This is a genomic window from Acinetobacter sp. YH12239, assembly GCF_013417635.1.
GTDB lineage: Bacteria > Pseudomonadota > Gammaproteobacteria > Pseudomonadales > Moraxellaceae > Acinetobacter.
The window spans coordinates 21,928-41,186 of sequence record NZ_VPDP01000004.1 but is presented as its reverse complement, the minus strand read 5'-3'; the positions used below and the strand labels follow the sequence as shown (position 1 = coordinate 41,186).

General features: G+C 37.5%; 18 protein-coding genes and 1 pseudogene. 13 read left to right on the top strand and 6 right to left on the bottom strand.

Translation table 11 applies throughout. The features are described from left to right. Positions 1 to 6: 6 nt before the first annotated feature. Complete coding sequence (locus tag FTV17_RS05940; RefSeq protein ID WP_179998571.1) at positions 7 to 1,356, bottom strand: amino acid permease; 1,350 nt, start codon at positions 1,354 to 1,356, stop codon at positions 7 to 9. A 322-nt stretch (positions 1,357 to 1,678) separates the two neighbouring features. On the opposite strand from FTV17_RS05940, the gene prpF reads away from it, so the two are divergent. The 3 genes from prpF (at position 1,679) to FTV17_RS05925 (ending at position 5,110) form a co-directional block, all read left to right on the top strand. Next, the gene (gene prpF, locus FTV17_RS05935) at positions 1,679 to 2,866 is read left to right on the top strand and encodes a 2-methylaconitate cis-trans isomerase PrpF (RefSeq protein ID WP_179998570.1); all 1,188 of its coding nucleotides are present in this window, start codon (positions 1,679 to 1,681) and stop codon (positions 2,864 to 2,866) included. A 233-nt stretch (positions 2,867 to 3,099) separates the two neighbouring features. Further along, positions 3,100 to 4,062 carry a diguanylate cyclase domain-containing protein gene (locus tag FTV17_RS05930; RefSeq protein ID WP_179998569.1) on the top strand — a complete coding sequence of 321 codons (963 nt, stop codon included), beginning with the start codon at positions 3,100 to 3,102 and terminating at the stop codon, positions 4,060 to 4,062. 136 nt (positions 4,063 to 4,198) lie between these two features. Continuing rightward, on the top strand, positions 4,199 to 5,110 hold the full coding sequence (locus FTV17_RS05925) for a farnesyl diphosphate synthase (protein WP_179998568.1): 912 nt from the start codon (positions 4,199 to 4,201) through the stop codon (positions 5,108 to 5,110). Between the two features lie 33 nt (positions 5,111 to 5,143). On the opposite strand, the gene putP is transcribed toward FTV17_RS05925, so the two are convergent. The 5 genes from putP to FTV17_RS05900 form a co-directional block, all read right to left on the bottom strand. After that, positions 5,144 to 6,634, bottom strand: a complete 1,491-nt coding sequence (gene putP / locus FTV17_RS05920; protein WP_179998567.1) for a sodium/proline symporter PutP — start codon at positions 6,632 to 6,634, stop codon at positions 5,144 to 5,146. Between the two features lie 168 nt (positions 6,635 to 6,802). Next, complete coding sequence (locus tag FTV17_RS05915; protein WP_035268029.1) at positions 6,803 to 7,657, bottom strand: SPFH domain-containing protein; 855 nt, start codon at positions 7,655 to 7,657, stop codon at positions 6,803 to 6,805. Positions 7,658 to 7,681: 24 nt separating this feature from the next. Further along, a complete protein-coding gene (locus FTV17_RS05910) occupies positions 7,682 to 8,155 on the bottom strand; it encodes an NfeD family protein (protein ID WP_179998566.1) in 474 nt (157 codons plus the stop codon). A gap of 86 nt (positions 8,156 to 8,241) precedes the next feature. After that, positions 8,242 to 9,171, bottom strand: a complete 930-nt coding sequence (locus FTV17_RS05905) for a patatin-like phospholipase family protein (protein ID WP_179998592.1) — start codon at positions 9,169 to 9,171, stop codon at positions 8,242 to 8,244. A 74-nt stretch (positions 9,172 to 9,245) separates the two neighbouring features. Further along, positions 9,246 to 9,863: a lysophospholipid acyltransferase family protein gene (locus FTV17_RS05900; RefSeq protein ID WP_179998565.1), complete on the bottom strand. Its 618-nt coding sequence runs from the start codon at positions 9,861 to 9,863 to the stop codon at positions 9,246 to 9,248. Between the two features lie 137 nt (positions 9,864 to 10,000). On the opposite strand from FTV17_RS05900, the gene FTV17_RS05895 reads away from it, so the two are divergent. The 10 genes and pseudogenes from FTV17_RS05895 to FTV17_RS05850 all read left to right on the top strand — a co-directional run bounded on the left by FTV17_RS05895 (position 10,001) and on the right by FTV17_RS05850 (position 19,253). Further along, complete coding sequence (locus FTV17_RS05895; RefSeq protein WP_179998564.1) at positions 10,001 to 11,287, top strand: MFS transporter; 1,287 nt, start codon at positions 10,001 to 10,003, stop codon at positions 11,285 to 11,287. A gap of 110 nt (positions 11,288 to 11,397) precedes the next feature. Beyond that, positions 11,398 to 12,126 carry an HAD family hydrolase gene (locus tag FTV17_RS05890; RefSeq protein WP_179998591.1) on the top strand — a complete coding sequence of 243 codons (729 nt, stop codon included), beginning with the start codon at positions 11,398 to 11,400 and terminating at the stop codon, positions 12,124 to 12,126. A gap of 131 nt (positions 12,127 to 12,257) precedes the next feature. Continuing rightward, entirely contained in the window at positions 12,258 to 13,166 is a 909-nt protein-coding gene (locus FTV17_RS05885; protein ID WP_179998563.1) for an AEC family transporter, read from the top strand. Positions 13,167 to 13,291: 125 nt separating this feature from the next. Beyond that, positions 13,292 to 13,804 carry a hypothetical protein gene (locus FTV17_RS05880; protein WP_179998562.1) on the top strand — a complete coding sequence of 171 codons (513 nt, stop codon included), beginning with the start codon at positions 13,292 to 13,294 and terminating at the stop codon, positions 13,802 to 13,804. A 245-nt stretch (positions 13,805 to 14,049) separates the two neighbouring features. After that, a pseudogene (gene tatA / locus FTV17_RS05875) lies at positions 14,050 to 14,199 on the top strand (twin-arginine translocase TatA/TatE family subunit); the annotation flags it as partial. A 54-nt stretch (positions 14,200 to 14,253) separates the two neighbouring features. Continuing rightward, positions 14,254 to 14,652, top strand: a complete 399-nt coding sequence (gene tatB / locus FTV17_RS05870; protein WP_051586589.1) for a Sec-independent protein translocase protein TatB — start codon at positions 14,254 to 14,256, stop codon at positions 14,650 to 14,652. Then, the gene (tatC, locus tag FTV17_RS05865) at positions 14,645 to 15,391 is read left to right on the top strand and encodes a twin-arginine translocase subunit TatC (protein ID WP_179998561.1); all 747 of its coding nucleotides are present in this window, start codon (positions 14,645 to 14,647) and stop codon (positions 15,389 to 15,391) included. The genes tatB and tatC overlap by 8 nt, the downstream gene beginning before the upstream one ends. Before the next feature lie 137 nt (positions 15,392 to 15,528). Continuing rightward, positions 15,529 to 15,867: a hypothetical protein gene (locus FTV17_RS05860; RefSeq protein ID WP_035268003.1), complete on the top strand. Its 339-nt coding sequence runs from the start codon at positions 15,529 to 15,531 to the stop codon at positions 15,865 to 15,867. Positions 15,868 to 15,961: 94 nt separating this feature from the next. Next, positions 15,962 to 17,749, top strand: a complete 1,788-nt coding sequence (locus FTV17_RS05855) for a cholesterol oxidase substrate-binding domain-containing protein (RefSeq protein WP_179998560.1) — start codon at positions 15,962 to 15,964, stop codon at positions 17,747 to 17,749. Positions 17,750 to 17,984: 235 nt separating this feature from the next. Beyond that, a complete protein-coding gene (locus tag FTV17_RS05850; RefSeq protein ID WP_179998559.1) occupies positions 17,985 to 19,253 on the top strand; it encodes an HlyD family secretion protein in 1,269 nt (422 codons plus the stop codon). The last annotated feature ends 6 nt before the right edge of the window (positions 19,254 to 19,259 follow it).

The following is a 19,259-nucleotide window of genomic DNA, read 5'->3' as shown; positions in this document are numbered from 1 at the left end:
GTCTTACTATTTTCGATAAAGTAATTTAAACAATACCAACATCAGGATAATCCAGATTGGGATCATGATCACAGCACCGCTTAAGCCCTGAGTCCACATGATGTAAAGTACAACAAGAATAAACCCAAGAACTAAATAGTTACTCGCTGGTGACCATAATGCAGGAAATTTTGAAGTCGAATTTGACTGTTTCATCGCTTGCTTAAATTTCAAGTGAGTCAACGCAATCATTGCCCAGTTAAGTACTAGAGCACCAACCACAATGTAAATTAAATTACTTAAAGCATCTTCAGGTGCGAAATAGTTTAATAAAACACATCCGAAAATTAACACTGCAGACAGCAATACCGCTGGAACAGGTACGCCTTGTTTATTGGTTTTTTCAAAAATTTTAGGTGCATTCCCTTGTTTTGCTAAACCAAAAAGCATACGGCTATTCGCATACATTCCACTGTTATATACCGATAGTGCAGCAGTCAAAATAATAAAGTTGAGAAGGTGAGCAGCCCAATCAATACCCAGTTGACTGAAGATCATTACGAATGGACTTTTATCTAGACCACCAAGTTGTAATTGATTCCACGGAACCAAAGAAAGAAGAATCGTAAGCGATCCAACATAGAAAATCAGAATACGGAAAACAACTTGATTGATTGCTTTAGGAATCGTTTTCTCAGGATTTTCAGCTTCAGCTGCCGCCATACCAATCAGTTCAATACCACCAAAGGCAAACATCAGGAAGGCCAACATGAAGAATAAACCTTCAAAACCATGAGGGAAGAAACCACCATGAGTCCAAAGATTACTGAAGGATGCAGTAGAGTCAGATCCTGCTGTAAACAACAGAAATAGACCGAAGATAATCATCGAAACTACAGCTGCTACTTTAATAATAGACAGCCAAAACTCTGATTCTCCATAAAATTTAACATTACAGAGGTTTACTAAAGTGATGATAATAAAGAAGAAAAGAACTGATGACCAAGCAGGAATGTGAGGCCACCAATAGTTAATATATTTTGCAACAGCTGTTAATTCGGTCATCGCGACCAAAATATAAAGAATCCAATAGTTCCAACCTGCTAGGAATCCAGGAAACTTACCCCAATATTTATTTGCAAAATGACTAAATGATCCTGCAACAGGTTCATGAACAATCATTTCGCCTAATTGGCGCATAATTAAAAAAGCGATTAAACCACCAATTGCATAACCCAAAATAATAGATGGGCCGGCAGATTGGATCACGTGTGCGGAACCTAAAAATAAGCCTGTACCAATTGCACCACCCATAGCGATTAATTGGATATGACGATTCTTTAAGCCACGCTGAAGTTGTGAAGACTTGTTATTCAAAGTATTCAGCCCGACGATTGAAATAAGTTACAAGATTGTAATAGATCAAATTGCATTAGCCTAGTACGTCAGCGTTCATGAATGTTTTTTATGATTTTAATAAAATAAAATTATTATAGAAAAATGATTTAATTATTTTTTAATCAATCATTTAATTTTATTAAAATTTATTTGTGTGAGAGTGAATTAAATTTAATCTATCGTAATTGATGGAAATTCATACCATAGTGTTAAGTGCTCATGTTCACATAAAAAATCATTTATACTGTGTTGAACTAAAAATCACGATTGATAACAAATATTAAAAGAGAAGGAATGAGCTATGAGTTCAACACCGCAAATTAAAATTCCAGCCACTTATATGCGTGGAGGAACAAGTAAAGGTGTTTTCTTTAACTTAAATGATTTACCCATAGAAGCTCAAGTTCCAGGTAAAGCAAGAGATCAAATCTTATTACGTGTGATAGGAAGCCCTGATCCTTATGGCAAACAAATCGATGGAATGGGTGGTGCTTCATCTAGTACCAGTAAGACAGTCATTCTCTCTAAAAGCGCTCAACCTGATCATGATGTAGATTATCTTTTTGGACAGGTTGCAATTGATCGACCATTCGTCGACTGGAGTGGTAATTGTGGCAATCTTACGGCTGCTGTAGGCTCATTTGCGATTTCAAATGGTCTCGTGAGTGCAGAAAAGATTCCAGAGAATGGAATTTGTACGGTAAAGATTTGGCAGGTCAATATTCAGAAAACGATTATTGCGCATGTACCAATTACAAATGGTCAGGTTCAGGAAACAGGTGATTTCGAGCTTGATGGGGTAACATTTCCAGCTGCAGAGGTGCAAATAGAATTTTTAGATCCCGCAGATGATGGAGAGGATGGTGCTGCCATGTTTCCAACAGGAAATGTGGTTGATGAACTGGAAGTCCCAGATATTGGTCGTTTTCAGGTGACGCTGATTAATGCGGGTATTCCAACTATTTTTATGAATGCTTCAGACTTAGGGTATGAAGGAACTGAACTTCAGGATCATATTAATAATGATGTTGAAGCCTTGGCGAAGTTCGAAAAAATTCGTGCTTATGGTGCTGTAAAGATGGGCATTATTCAGCATATTGATGAAGCGGTTCAACGTCAGCATACACCTAAAATTGCATTTGTATCTGCGCCTAAAAATTACATCTCATCAAGCGGAAAAACAGTACAGGCTGATGAGATTGACTTGACGGTTCGTGCTTTATCTATGGGTAAACTACACCATGCCATGATGGGAACGGCGGCTGTAGCGATTGGAACCGCAGCTGCAATTCCTGGAACATTAGTCAATTTGGCATCAGGTGGTGGCGAAAAAAAATCAGTCAGATTTGGGCATCCTTCTGGAACACTCAGAGTGGGGGCTGAAGCGGAGAAAATTAATGACCAATGGACGGTAAAAAAAGCCATTATGAGTCGCAGTGCTCGAGTACTCATGGAAGGATGGATACGGATTCCTGGCGATACGTTTTAAGATGAAAAACCACTTTCGAGTGGTTTTTTTACGCGTTTAAAATATGTGATAAGTATACTAAATTAGCCTGAAAGCATTCATAACAGTGCGATTCACTCATAAATAATTGCGACTATGATAATTCTGACATGTTATATTAAGAAAATAAGTCAACGTGACTATACTGACCGAATTCTTAAAATTAAGTTGCTGAATAGCCTTCGATCCACGAATAATTAAAATGAGAAAGACCAATGAAGAAGGATAATAATTTTGAGCAGGATACGCCCAAGATTGATCAAGAGTTTCTAAACCAAATTCATGCTACAAATAAATTAGATTTGGTATCTATCATTGCCAAAATCCCTGTGCCTGTGGCACTGGTTCAGCATGATGGCGCCTTCATTAGTACCAATCAATTATTTGCTGATATCTATGAAAGTGATGCGCTTTATTTACTTGGAAAGAAATTAGGATTCGTATCAACAACGGTTTATCAATTATTTCAAGATGCGCTGCAATTGTTTCGACATGATTCACGCTTAAATAAAATTGAAAATGAGTTCTATTCAAAAGGGCATTTTTTTCAAATTTATTTTAGTGCTTTAAGAGATAAATCATCCTCTTTGGATTGCGTGTTGATCGTATGTGCAGATATAACAAAATTGAAAAGACGTGAACGTGTCTTGATCCAAAATAATAAAAGGTTGTTTGAAGAGCTTTATTTGGACCCTGTGACTGGGATGAACAATAAGCTTGCTTTTGAACAGTTTTTAAAAGATCGCTTTCTTATTCAAGAGCGGAAAAATTATTCTTTTATCAAGTTTGAAGTCGAAAATTTTAAAAAGTTTAATCAGCTCAATAGTTATACCATTGGCGATGAAATTTTGAGTCGTATTGGATCTCTGATTAAAGAGGAATTGAATCAAGATTTAGCAGAAGTCTATCGTTTGAATTCTGCAAGTTTTATCTTGGTGATTCAAGAATCGACTCCTTGGAAAATTCTCACCATTGCTGAACGCCTAAAACAAACCTTGATCCGTGAAAAAATTTATTTCGATCCTCAAGAGGATGAGGTACTCACGTGTGCGATTGGGATTTTTCATCCTAATTGCCAGAAAATGTACTCAGAAAAGCAAATATTAGAAACCTTAGATCGCGCTGTTGACATTGCACATGTATTAGGTCGAAATTCGATTCATGTGTTGGATGAATAGTCACTCTTCATTTAAACCTATCACTAAATAAAACAAATCAGCATTGTGTTTTGTAGCAATCACAATTGGTTGTAGAATAAGGACAATTTTATATATACCGACATGAAACGGCATAACTTGAGGTTCAAAGACGGCAGTGACAGTACATATCTCTGTGAATAGTGAAGTATTACAACGTGCTCAACAGCAAATCCAACAGGATCTGAAATTTGCCCTAGATGCATTTTTCATTCCAGAACCTTTGAAAAGTGGTGTAAATCATGCAGTCATGTTAGGCGGAAAACGGGTTCGTCCAGCTTTAGCGTATGCAACAGCAGAATTAAGTGAAGATCATAAAAATTTTGCTGCTGTGCGACGTGCAGCAGTTGCAGTCGAGTTAATTCATTGCTATTCACTTGCTCATGACGACTTACCATGTATGGATAATGATTTGTTGCGTCGTGGTCAACCAACTTGCCATGTTGCATATGGTGAAGATACAGCACTACTTGCGGGAGATATCTTGCAGTCGATGGCATTTGAGGTTTTAGGAAGTCGACTTTTTGATACACAACTCACTGTAGATCCTTCTATTGTGTTGAAGCAAATGCAGATATTGGCGACATCATCTTCTAAGATGGTTTGCGGTCAAGTCCTAGATTTGCAAGCGGAAGGTAAGAAAATTGATCAGGAAGCATTAGAAAATATTCATCGTAATAAAACTGGTGCACTGATTCAGGCCGCAATCATGATGTCAGCAGTGACAGTGATGGACGGTGTAGATGCAGGAATTCCAAAATTGCGTGAATTTGGTCAAGCATTAGGTTTAGCATTTCAAGTTCAAGATGATATTTTAGATATAGTTTCGGATACTGAAACGCTTGGAAAGACCGCTGGAAAAGATGAACTTGTAGAAAAATCAACATACCCAGCTTTATTGGGTTTAGATGCTGCAAAAGAATATGCAAATAAGCTTCATCAGCAAGCGATTAGTGCTTTAGATTATTTTGGTGATTCCGCATCTGAACTTAAGCAGATTTCAGCTTTTTTACTTGCTCGAAAGAGTTAAAAAAAGAGGACTGAAAGTCCTCTTTTTCATTTGTTATTTTGTTGCTTTATATAATCGGTCTGCTTCGTCAAATCGGTCTGTAACATCAGAATTTGGTTGCTTACCTAATAAACTCACAACAATGATTGCGATGAGAGAGCAAATAAAGCCAGGAATGATTTCATAGATTCCAGTATCCGCCCAAATATTTTTCCATACAATAACGGTCACTGCACCAATGATCATCCCCGCCAAAGCGCCATTCAATGTCATGCGTTTCCAGAATAAAGAAAGAATAATGAGCGGGCCAAATGCTGCCCCGAAGCCTGCCCAAGCGTAGGCAACTAGACCAAGTACTTTTGATTCAGGGTTTGACGCTAAAACAATCGCAAGTAAAGCAATCAGTAGCACCATCAAGCGACCAACCCAAACCAGTTCTTTTTGAGAAGCAGTTTTACGGATGAAAGATTTATAAAAATCTTCGGTTAATGTGCTTGAACATACAAGAAGTTGACAACTCAATGTACTCATTACCGCAGCTAGAATTGCAGCTAATACGATGCCTGCGATCCATGGGTTAAATAGAACTTTCGTTAACTCCATAAATACAGTTTCAGGGTTAGCATTCACAACATTAGCGAACTGTGGATTTTGCTGAAAATAAGCAATACCGACATATCCAGCAGCCACTGCACCACCAAGGCACAGAATCATCCAAGTCATACCAATACGACGGGCATTAGGAATAGATTTAACTGAATCAGCAGCCATAAAACGTACGAGAATATGAGGTTGTCCGAAATAGCCTAAACCCCAAGCCAGTAATGAAATAATTGCGACGGTACTTAAGTTACCCATTAAATTGCTTGCTTCTGGTCGTGCTGCTTCAAGTGCTAAATTCACTTGAGATAAATCGGTAAAAGTCAGTAAAGCTACGATGGGGGTAAGCAATAAGGCAAAAATCATTAATCCCGCTTGGATGGTGTCTGTCCAAGAAACAGCCAAGAACCCACCAATAAACACATAACTGATCGTTGCAATTGCACTAATCCAAAGAGCAGTGCTATAAGGCAGATCAAACATACTTTCAAATAATCGAGCGCCTGCCACCATGCCTGAAGCACAATAAATGGCAAAGAAGATTAAAATGACAAATGCAGAAACGATTCGTAGAATTTTTTTCTGATCATTAAAGCGATTGGAAAAGTAATCTGGGAGTGTGAGGGCATTGTGTTGAACTTCAGTATGAACTCTAAGACGTCCTGCCACTAACAGCCAGTTGAGCCATGCACCAATAATTAAACCAATTGCAATCCACATTTCTGATAGACCAGAAAGATAAATAGCGCCTGGCAAACCCATAAGTAACCAGCCACTCATGTCAGAAGCACCAGCTGAAAGGGCTGTAACAAAACTTCCCAAGCGTCGTCCACCCAAAATATAATCTGAAAAGTTCGTGGTCGCTCGATACGCGATTAAACCAATCACGACCATGGCGACAATATAGAACAAGAAAGTGATTAAGGTGGGATCAAAGGTGCTCATACAATTTCCATGATGCAGTTAGACGATAGATTGTTTTCATGCAATCTTTCAGGATGCGAAATTTAACCATAAATTTAAAATAAATGCTGAAGAATTGAATCTTGAGTCATATCAATAACAAAGGCAGCCGAAGCTGCCTTTTTAAATTTTGAAGAATGTTTGAGCGATTTAAGGATTATTACGACCCATTACCCCACGAATCGTATTCATGATGTCAGCAGGCAATACCACAGTTTTAGCATTATTAGATTTAGCCATATCCTGCATTGCTTTTACATATTGTTCACCAAGTAGATAAGCGACAGGAATTTCTTTGTCGCCTACAGCATTGGTAACCATATTAATGGCTTTTTCTGAAGCTTCAGCGAGTACAACTTGAGCCTCAGCATCGCGACGTGATGCTTCAAGACGACCTTCAGCTTCCAGAATCGCAGCCTGTTTTTCACCATCAGCACGTGTCACTGTCGCACGACGCTGACGTTCAGCTGCGGCTTGGGCTTCCATTGCGGATTGCATTGTACCTGATGGTTGAATATCTTGGATTTCAACCGTTTTAAGCGTAATTCCCCAATCTGAAATATCATCAGAAATTGCTGCTTTTAGCTTCGCTTTAATATGATCACGTGAAGATAAAGCATCATCCAAGTCCATTTCACCTACGATTGAACGTAAAGAAGTTTGGACAAGGTTTTGGATTGCCCAAGTATAGTTTTCGATACCGTAGACTGCTTTTTCTGGTGTAGTAATGTTGATATAGGCAACAGCATTCATTAAAAGAACTGCGTTATCTCTTGTAATTACTTCCTGAGATGGAATATCAAGAACAATATCTTTTGTAGTGACTTTATATGCGACTTCATCAACATAAGGAATCACAAAGTTTAGACCTGGACTTAAAGTCGTATGGTATTTACCCAGACGTTGTACGATCCATTTATAGCCTTGAGGAACGATACGAACCCCTTTAAAAATTGTGATTCCGACGAATGCCAAAAATGCGATGGCAATAATTGAACCAGACATTTCTACTCCTTTAAGAATTATTGTTTATAACGGTGAGTTGAGGTTATTGTGCGCTTGAACGACCAGCTCATTACCTAAAATATCTGTAACTCTGACACGATCACCGACCTGAACAGGGCTCAGTGTTCTGCAATTCCATTCGTCAGAGCCGAGAACTGGAAGCTGAAACCGAACTTTGACCAATTCAGGTTCATGACCAATTTGAATCACCATCCCAACTTGTCCGATTGTCGCTTCACGTGAGAGCCCCGCTTTAGTCTTATCAACGGAAAGTGGTTTAATAAATTTAAACCAAATCACCGTACATGAAATCGATAGTACAACCCATAAAATAATTTGAGCTGGAAGCCCCATAGAAGGAAATAGCCACACCAGTATGCTAATAATGACTGCAGCTATACCAAACCACAGTGCAGCAAAGGCCGGTAAAATGAGCTCAGACAGGATGAGCAAAATACCTAATACAAACCAGTGCCAAGGTTCAATCAATAAGTCCATACATCTACTCTAATCGTTATCTTGTTATAGACGAAAACATCTATATCAAGATAACAGACTAGGGCAGAGATGCCTATAAAAAATGCTTAAAAGCGAGCTGTAGGTGCAGGTTTGAAAGCAGCTGGAGATTTTTTGAAATTGGCAATAGCGGTATCAATTGATTTAATTTTCAGTTGCGCTGCTTTTTCACCTTCAAGTATTGCCTCATTGCTGGCTTTCAAATCCAAAGTTCCTAAATGACCAACTTTTGGCTGAATCACGACTGTAGCTGCATTGAGTTCAGTATTGATACTTTGTTGCCCCATAATATTGATTGTTTGATCCAACAGTCCCCACATACTCATCGGCTTATTGCCTGCAGGGCGTGCAGAAATATCAACTGCTATCACAATATCTGCACCCATATTTTTTGCAGTTTGAACTGGAATTGGACTCACGAGTCCACCATCAACATATTTGGTTTTGCCAATCGTTGTTGGAACAAAGACGTTAGGAATACTACATGACGCTCTTACAGCTTGACCTGTATTACCTTTGACGAAATCAGCGCGTTTACCATTATCTAAACGTGTGGCAACTGCAGCAAATCGAATCGGGAATTGTTCAATCGGTTTGTTCCCAACCTGTCGATTTACATAATCTTGGAGCTTTTGACCGAGGATCACACCCTGTCGATTTAAAGTTAAATCACGAATATCGGACTCTTTCAGTTGAAGTGCAATTTGCTGTAGTTGATAGGGAGATTTGCCTGAAGCATAAATACTACCGACAAAACTTCCAGCACTTGTACCTGTAACAATTTTGGGTTTTATACCATGAGATTCTAAAACCTTTAATACACCAATATGCGCAAAACCTTTTGCACCACCACCGCCTAGAGCAATGGCGATCACTGGCTCGCGTGCTTGAGTTTGAGAGGGTTGTGTAGGATTTTTTACAGTAGAGTTACAGCCTGATAGCGCCAATAAACTCAGGCCAATGAAGCTGATTTTGGGAAGATTGAGGAGCAATGACATAGACATTAATCTGCTAAAAAGTGTCAAAATTTTAGGCATATCTCAACAGATTGCTGTCTATTTTTCTAGCATTTTTACAAAAGTTCTTTAAAGGGTAATGCTAAACGACTCATATTTTTAGGAGAAATTTTTCCACGATAATATTCTAATATTTTGTGCAGATCAGATTCATAGTCTCCCGTCATTTCGAGGCTTCCTAAACATCGAATGACTTTATGATCATAGTCAAATGCAAACATTACCACTGGTATATTTGCACCTAAAGCAATGTGATAAAAACCGCTGCGAATCTTTTCAGCACTTTTTCGTGTACCTTCAGGTGCCATTGCCACCCAAATTTTATCTCGTTCATGAATAGCTTGAACAATTTGTTGAGTCAAGCCTTGGGGGGTATCCCGTTTTACAGGAATCACCCCGATCCATTTGAGTAAATGTTTGAGTGGAGATTTGAACAGACTATCTTTTCCAAAGATTGTGACTTCAATGCCAATGCCAAGCATCGCGAGAAAGGCATACAGTCCATCATAATTTGATGTATGCGGGGACACAATTGCGACAGCTTTGGGAAAATTTGGAAATTCTCCTTCAAAAGACCAGCCTTGTCGAAGATAAAGCTGTTTGAATGCTGCTCGACTCAACGTTGAACCGCGTTGAGGAACTTGTGATGGCAATTTGGGAAATCTATTGTTCATTGTGCGTTGTATAATTGCTTTTTAAACTTATTATAAAGACCTTGTGTATGAGATACATTGGCAGAATAAGAACCAAGTGACAAGGACATCTCAATACGAATTGATTAAGAAGACATCAGTTGCAGGATACCTCTTTCATGTCACCAAATACCAAAATGTATGTGCTTTTATTTTCACTCTATTGGGCGCAAGGATTGCCAGTAGGATTTATGACACATGCTTTGCCCGTGATTCTGCGTGCTGAAGGTGTTTCCTTAACGCATATTGGTGGATTTGGATTGCTGATGGCTCCGTGGGCACTCAAAGTTTTATGGGCTCCATTGGTTGATCGTCATCATTTGTTCAATCAAGGACATTACCGCAGTTGGATTGTACCCACTCAGTTACTCACAATTATCACGTTGATTATCTTATCGTTTATCCCCATTCAATCACTGAACCAACCTCAATATCTCTTTGGATTTTTCGTGGCATTGTTGATGATGAATAGTATCGGAGCGACTCAAGATATAGCAACCGATGGCTTAGCCGTGAATATTCTAAAAGGTGAACAACAGCATCTAGGCAATATGTTCCAAGTGATTGGTTCAAGATTGGGCTTTATTGTGGGAGGCGGTGCGATATTGTGGGTATTAGATGCATTGACTTGGCAAACCACTTTTTTATGCCTGGCTATTTTGGTGGCATTTAATACGCTACCCGTATTATTGTATCGTGAGCCTCAACATGCTTCACAAAGCATCAATAATCATCGAGATGATGATTCATCATCTAAAACTCAAAGTTTCGTGAAAGCTTTAAGTCATTACTTAAAATATTTTTTTCAAAATCGAGAACTCAGACTTTGGTTTTTTGTATTGTGTAGCATTAAAGTGACGGATGGATTGTCTGGACCTATTCTTAAACCATTGTTGGTCGATTTAGGACTATCTAAGACGCAAATTGGTGTCAATGTGACCATGCTTGGAGCATTTGCTGCTTTGATCGGAGCAGGTATTGCAGGTTGGCTACTTAGGTTTTATTCGCGTCAAAGTGCTTTAATTACTTTTTCACTGCTTAAATTATTGAGTCTCATTGGATTTGCATGGTTATCGCATTATGAAGCGCGACCTTCTGAATTGAACGTCGTGTGGATCTATATGATCAATGCTTTAGAAGATATGTTCGCTGCGATGTTATTGGTGATTATTCTAACCTTTGTGATGCAATACAGTCGGAAAGAATTTGCAGGAACAGATTTTACTTTCCAAGTCGCATTGATGGCTTCCATTGCGGGAGCACTGTATACCTTGAGTGGCATATTAGGCGATTGGCTCGGTTATACCTCATATCTCATTTTGATCTGTATATTAGGATTATTTTTGTTCATACCGATTTTAGTATGGAGTCGGTATACAGCTCAAAACAAACATCAATGGAATTAGTCTGTAATCTATCTTTTATTCATTTTCATGCTTAGGATGAAATAAAAATGAATAATCGAGATTGCGGAGAGTTGATAGCATGGGCAAATGAATACACTCCTCTAAGCACTATGAAAATTCAAGCTGTTATTTTTGATTTGGACAATACACTGACACACCGAGATTTAAGTGTTCAAACTTTTAGTCGGGCATTATTTAATACTTATAAACAGCAAATCGATCAATCTGCCTCGTCTGCGCAAGCTGAGATTCTCGAAACGATTCGATATATTGATCATGGTGGCTATCCCATTCGAGAAAGAATGACTGAACCTACCATTGGTGGTTCAGTTGCTCATGCATTACTCAAGCAGTTGAAATGGAAAAAAGCACCAGAATTAGATGAATTAAGTGACTATTGGTTTAATCAATTTGGACTAAACGCAGTCATGATGCCAAATGCTATTCAGACGCTTGATCAGCTTAGAAGCGAAGGATTTAAGTTGGCAATCATTTCGAATGGAGGACATTTCACTCGACACAAAATTATCGAAGGTCTAGGAATCGCGCATTATTTTGATGTGATCATGAGTTCTGAGAAGGCAGGTGTGTCAAAGCCTCAAGCAGAAATATTTCATATGACTTGTCAACAATTAGGAATTGCACCTGACCATTGTCTTTATGTTGGTGATCATCCAGTGAATGATTATTGGGGTGCTACTCAGGCTGGATTAGATGGACTATATTTGGCGGGGTTTCACCAATCCTTAGCTGAACATCAACCGCCGTTAAATAAAACAATCCAAACTTTGCCTGAAATTTTAGCGTATATAAAACAAGTCAATGCTCGATGTAAATGATGAATTTTTGAGACGATCAGCTTGATGCAGTGTAATATTAAATGATCAGTTCAAAATGCATGCAATAAACCACTGTGGTTGATTGAGCGTATTAGGACTGAGTGATCTGCACTCGATTAGGCTCATCATTTATGTACAGCATTGTTTTATCCTTAGTGCCGCTGATAGGGCTCATTTTAATTGGATATTTTCTTAAACAGAAATCATATTTAACTGACGAGTTTTGGGCGGGTGCAGAAAAACTTAACTATTTTGTTTTTTTCCCTGCCATGCTCTTTGGCAATTTGGCTCAAGCTGATATTCATATGGAGATGGTAAGTAAAATTTTAGTCATTTTACTCGTGGTCTTTCCAATTGCTTGTGCAGTTTTATATATTTTAAAAAGAATTTTTCAGACCCCAACACGAAGATTTGGAGTCTATGTTCAAAGTAATGTACGTTTTAATACCTATATTGGTTTAGCAGTTGTTGCTTCGCTTTTTCCAGCAGAAGGCATGACAATTTTTGCATTACTGTTGGCGATCAGTATTCCTGTTGTGAATATCATCTCGGTATTGGCACTGACCGATCATGAAAATATGAATTTTCGAGCAGTGATTATATCGTTACTCAAAAATCCTTTAATTTTGGGTTGTCTGGTTGGGGTGCTCTACAATGTATCCGGGCTATCATTATGGAAAGGTGCAGAGTCATTAATTTACCAACTTGCGATATGTAGCTTACCTATGGGACTAATGTGTGTCGGTGCTGCATTGCAATTTGTGGCTCTTAAAAAAGAATCATTTCCTCTAATGATCAACACGCTATCGCGTTTATGTTTAATGCCGATTTTGGCTTGGTTGGTCTGTAAAATGCTGGGCTTCAATACTTTAGAGACGCAAATCTTTATTTTGTATTTTGCATTACCAACGGCTTCAGCTGCATATATTCTGACGAAAGTATTGGGTGGCGACAGTCAATTAATGGCTGGTGTAATCAGTTTGCAAATTATCGGTGCGGCAATCACACTACCCATCGTTTTGACTTTAATATTGTACTAAAACTCAGAAGTATAATTCTAAATATTTAGAATCATTTGAAAGCTTATCGATTCAATTTGAATTAGATTATGTATTTGTGTTGAATTATGAGAAAATGCAAGATTAAGTTGAATTGAAGTACTCCCATGACACACCACAATGCTGAATCTTTAAGTGATATCGAAATTTTAGATATTTTACAGTCTATGAAATCTGACGAACTTAATGTTGAGGCGAATAAATTGATTCGTAGTGGTGGTAAAGAGGGGCGTCAGGAAGCACATAAAAAAGCCTTGGTTGCATTACATCAATCTTTTGAAGAAAAGTTTGTTGAAGCAGTGACACTTGCTTTAGGTTTAAATGAAGCACAAGCAAAAAAAATTAAATATAAAAAAGACAGAATTCGTATTCTTAAAGCGCGTGGTATTGATTATCTTGAGATTGATGGTGCTGAAACAGCGCAAGTTTTATCGCAGGTTGCACAGGCGATTACACGCGAAGAAGCAATCGTAACGCATGATCTACACAATATTTTTCCGTTTTGGAAAGAAGGCTGGCCAATGGTTCAGTTAGATAATGCGTATGCTATTTTAGCTGAAGATATCGATATTCATTATCAAGCAACCTTAGATAAACTTTTAGAAATCTATGGTCGTTAATCCTTTATTATTCAAGTTAAACAAAGAATTGAAAACGTAGTTCAGCGAACCAAGTGACTGAAAACCGATTTAAGCAAAGGCTTAAATCGGTTTTTTTATTTTTATCAGTAGCTTATATTTTGAAAGCAGAATAAAAAATCTAAACAGACTCAAATATATATGCTGAGATTGTTAGACATTTCAAGAGTTCTATGCATTGTTGGTCTGTTAGTATTAAGCAATATTAAAAAATAAGGATAACTATAATGATGGGTCTTTCAATTGGTCATATCGCACTGTTTGCCATAATTATTTTGGTCATTTTCGGTACAGCTAAATTAAAGAATTTTGGCAAAGATGTCGGCGGCGCTGTAAAAGATTTTAAAGATGCTGTTCGCGAAGATAAAAAAGACACTCATCAATAATCTTTTTTAAACGATATTCAAAGCAATATTGTGGTGTTTTAACCTATGTTTGATGTTGGGTTTGGAGAACTACTCTTTCTTGGACTGATTGTAATTGTGGTCTTGGGTCCTGATCGTTTACCCGATGCGATTCGTTTTGCGCTTCGAAGCTTGAAAAAAATAAGTGAAATAAAATCCGATATTAAACAGAAAGTAGATCTTGAACTTGAGCTTCATCAACTTCGTGAAGAATTAAAAGACGAAATTCAGAATGTTAAACAGCTTGAAACTCAAATGCAGGAATATTTCGCGCATCTAGATGATCAAATTGATCAGAAACAAAAACAATATTTCCCAATCCAAAAGTTTTATGTGCCAGCACCTTATAAAACAGATTTTCTAATGACTCATTTAGCGCATTGGTCGTGTGTTGATATACATGTAATGGGAGTGAGATATGTCTGAAACTTCCGACCTCAAAAAACCACTGAGTCATTTTTCTGATTATTTTGAAGAATTTAGGCGAAATTTAATTCATGTCGTTATCGGCTTTTTAGTTATTTTTGTTGGATTAGTGCCATTCGCGAACAAAATTTATAACGCAATCGCACTGCCTCTACAAGCTAAATTACCTGCAAATGCGCATATGATTGCGACAGATATTACCAGTACATTTGTAGCACCCATTAAGTTGGTATTTTTTGTCACGTTGATCATCCTTTTTCCTTTTATTTTTTATAAATTATATGTTTTTTTAAAACATGCGCTTTATCTGAAAGAACGTAAAATTTTCTTTTTCTTTTTTCCATCAAGTATTGTGTTGTTTTACTCGGGCATTGCACTGGGATACTTTTTTATACTGCCCGCTGTATTGGGGTTCTTTATTGGAGTTTCTCCAGATAGTGTGACCCCTATGACAGATATACAACAATACTTATTGTTTTGTATTAAGTTTTTTTTCGTCTTAGGGCTGATTTTTCAAGTGCCATTGGTCATTATGATCACGGTGTATTGGGGATTAGTGGACATTGAGACCATCCAAAAAAATAGACCTTACATTTTTATCTTTTGTTTTTTTATTGCGATGTTTGTAACGCCGCCAGACATATTATCAATGGCGATTGGGGGCACAATGATCTATCTATTATTTGAAATTGGGCTGTTATTTTCAAGAATATTGAGTCAATCGAATTATCGCAATTAATGTTAAATAAATCACAAAATAATTAAATAGTGTCCTACATTTGTCATTATTGATACGCAATTCATTCTGTATATTAAAAAGTGCTTAACAAAAGTTAGGTGTATCTAACATAAATTCTTTATAACGAGGTTTTAATCATGAGCTTAGTAGAATTAAAGCAAGAAGAAATCAATGAAGTATCTGGTGCTGGAACATTGATTGGTGACTCAATCATCCACGGTGTGAACTTATTCAATCAAACACTTAATTCAAAACTGATTTCATCAGTTGGTGTTGTATTTAGTGCAGTAGGTTTAGGGCTAGTACACCAAGCTGCTGATACTACTGGTTTAGTGGCATCAAAAACATTAATTGGTCTTGGTCGTGCACTTGGTGGCGATGTAGCTGAAACTCCAAACCATTACGAAAAAGAAAAGGCAGAAGGTCAATATAAACTTCTTCCGACTTTAAATGGCGTTCGTGCTTGGCTTTCATAAGTTTTAAATAAAGTGTTAAAGGCAGACTGGTCATGAGTACTGGTCTGCTTTCAGTAACAGAAATAATAAAGCTAAACTTTTGGTGGCTATAACAATGCAGAATTCATCAGAACAAATAGATCACGATAAAAGAAACTTTCTAAAAACAATGGGTAGCTTAGCTGCTGTTGGTGCTGTTTCAGCATGGCTTCCAACACAAAAGGCAGAAGCTTGGTTTTTTCCTTTACAAGAAAGATTAGTAAATTTCCCAACTGAAATCTCAATTTTTAAACAGAAATATGAAAATTGGTCTGGGGAATCTCGTTATGAAAATGCATGGACAGCATCACCGAGAAATCAAGAACAAGTTTTAAAAGCCATTAACTGGGCATATCAAAATGGCTATAAAGTCAGAGCCAAAGGGATGTCACATAATTGGTCACCTTTATTGTTGGATGATCAAGACAAGATTACTAAAATTTTATTGATTGATATGCCAACGCATATCAACAAAGTCAGTATTGATGCAAACGGTATTGTGACTGCCGAGGCAGGCATTCAAATGGAAGCATTGTTAACCGCAATGGAATACCGTAATCGTGGATTTGTAGCAGTGCCAGCACCTGGAGATTTAACTTTGGGTGGTGTGTTGGCCATCGATGGTCATGGCACAGGTGTACCTGCTGTAGGGGAAATAAAACAAGAAGGTCAAACTTATGGTTCGATCAGTAATTTAGTGGTATCGATCACTGCTGCTGTTTTCGACCAACGAGAAGGTCGATATGTTGCGAAAACCTTCCTGCGAAATGATCCAGAAATTCGTGCATTTTTAGTTCATATAGGTCGTGCATTCATTTTATCCGCACAATTACAAACGTCAAAAAATCAATATATTCGTTGTGAAAGCTATACCGACATTCATATCAATGAGCTATTTGCTCAAGATAAGCATGCTGGACGTACCTTCTCTCATTTTCTGGATAAATCTGGTCGTGCAGAAGCAATTTGGTTTCCGTTCACCGATTATCCTTGGTTAAAAGTTTGGACTGTTACTCCGTATCGTCCTTTGACTGCTCGACAGACAGTCAAACCATTCAATTATTGGTTCTCAGATAATTTAATCAAACCTATTACTGATTTGATTCATAAAATCATCGTCAATAAAAGTACTTATCTCACGCCAACCTTCGGTTTTACTCAGTATGAAATCTCTAAACTAGGTTTAAATGGTACGCCATTATCTGGAATCACGACGATTTTGACTGGTGGTTTGGCTTCTACTCAAACTTATGATTTATGGGGAACGTCAAAAAACGTTTTACTGTATGTCAAACCAACAACTTTGCGTGTTACTGCAAATGGCTATGCTGTCATTACCAGTCGTGCAAACGTTCAACGGGTTATTGCTGATTTTTGTGATTATTACGGCATTAAGATGAAGCAATATCAAAAATTGGGTCGTTTCCCAATGAATGGACCTGTTGAAATTCGAGTTACGGGTTTGGATCATGCAGAAGATTCAATTGTTCAAGGCGCTCAAACAGCAGCATTATCAGCCATTAAACCTTGCCCTGATCATCCTGAATGGGACTGTGCCGTTTGGTTTGATATTTTAACCTTGCCAGGTACGCCATTCTCAGCGCAATTTTACACAGAAGTTGAAGAGTGGATGTCACAACGTTATCAAGGTGATTCATTGATGCGACCAGAATGGTCTAAAGGGTGGGGCTATACCAATCAAAAAGCTTGGGACAGTTCAACTTATATCGATTATGAAATTCCACGCGTCCATGCTCAGGGTCAATCTAATCATTTAACCATTCAGTCGAGTAGTCATATTTTAAAGCAATATGATCCTCATGCTTTGTTCACAGCGCCTTTAGTTAATCGAGTTTTGAAATAAATCGAGATGAACGCTTCGTTTTTAATCTATTGAAATCACTATCTAACTGAATTTATTCAAAGCAGATTTAGGTGAGTGAGGTGTGGGATAGAACGGGAGACAGCACAGATCATGACTATTTTATTGAAAACTTTTGGTTTGTGTTTGTCTCTTTTAAGCACGCTGTTGAAATGCAGTCAACTTGATGAAAATTCAATACAAAAACTCGTACTCGAAAAATTAATTACAAATATATATGACAAATAAGCTATTTAGAGACAAAGCGATTTATGCACAAAAGTCAAAGTGGATTGGTGAAGTCATTTTGATTCGACCATTTTCATTTACGGTACTCACAATTGTTGTCGCCATTTTTACTGTTTTATTAGTGAGTTTTATTTTTTTTGGAAGCTACACGAAGAGGACGAGTGTTAAAGGATTATTGATTCCTAATACGGGTTTAATCCGAGTTTATAGTGCTGAAGGCGGCACAGTCAGTGAAAAATTCGTCAAAGAAGGTCAGTTAGTGGAGAAAGGGACACCATTAATTGCATTAAAAATGACACGTTATAATAGTACAGGTAACTATAATGAGTCTGTACAACAACAAATTAAGTTAAAAAAACAAAGTTTAGATACTGAAAAAAATAAACTAAAAGACTTACATTTAAATAGTGTTCAACAATTAAATGCAGAAATTCAATCTATACGTTTAGATTTAATAAAATTAGATGGCTTAATTGCCGAGCAAAGCCAACGTTTAGCACTTGCACAAGAAAATGCACATCGTTATCGAGATTTAAAAGATAAAGAATATATTTCGATTGAAGAATATCAACTGAAGCAAGATAACTATATCAGCCTAAAAGTTGCTTTACAGAGCTATGAGCGAGAAAAAAATACTAAACAAGCTGAATTAGAAAATAAATTATTGGCTCAGCAAGGACTAGCATCGAAGTTGGAAAGTGAGCTGACTTTGGTCGATCGTCAATTAGCTTCGAATCAGCAAGAGTTTTTAGAAAATAAAGCGCGGGATAGTTTGCTATTACAGGCCAATGCGACAGGAAAAATAGCATCGATTAATGCAGAGGTTGGTCAGTTTATTTCTCCTAATATTCCTGTCATGAATATTGTTCCAACGCCTTCTTACTTAGAAGCACATCTTTTTGTACCCAGTTCAGCAATTGGATTTATAAGGACTGGTCAAACTGTAAAACTTCGTTTTCAAGCCTATCCTTACCAAAAATTTGGTCAAGGTGAAGGTGTGATTCATTCAATCTCAGCGACGACGATGAACCCACAAGAACTGACCAATTTAGGCGAGTTAAGTCAGGGTGTAACACTTAACCAAAGTGAACCTGTGTATTTAGTCAAAGTCAAATTAGAACAACAGTTTGTAAAAGCCTATGGTGAAAGTAAGCCTCTTAAAGTGGGCATGGCCTTTGATGCAGATATCATGCAAGAAAAAAGAAAACTATATGAATGGGTACTCGAACCGTTATATAGCATCACTGGCAAGATATAAGAAGAA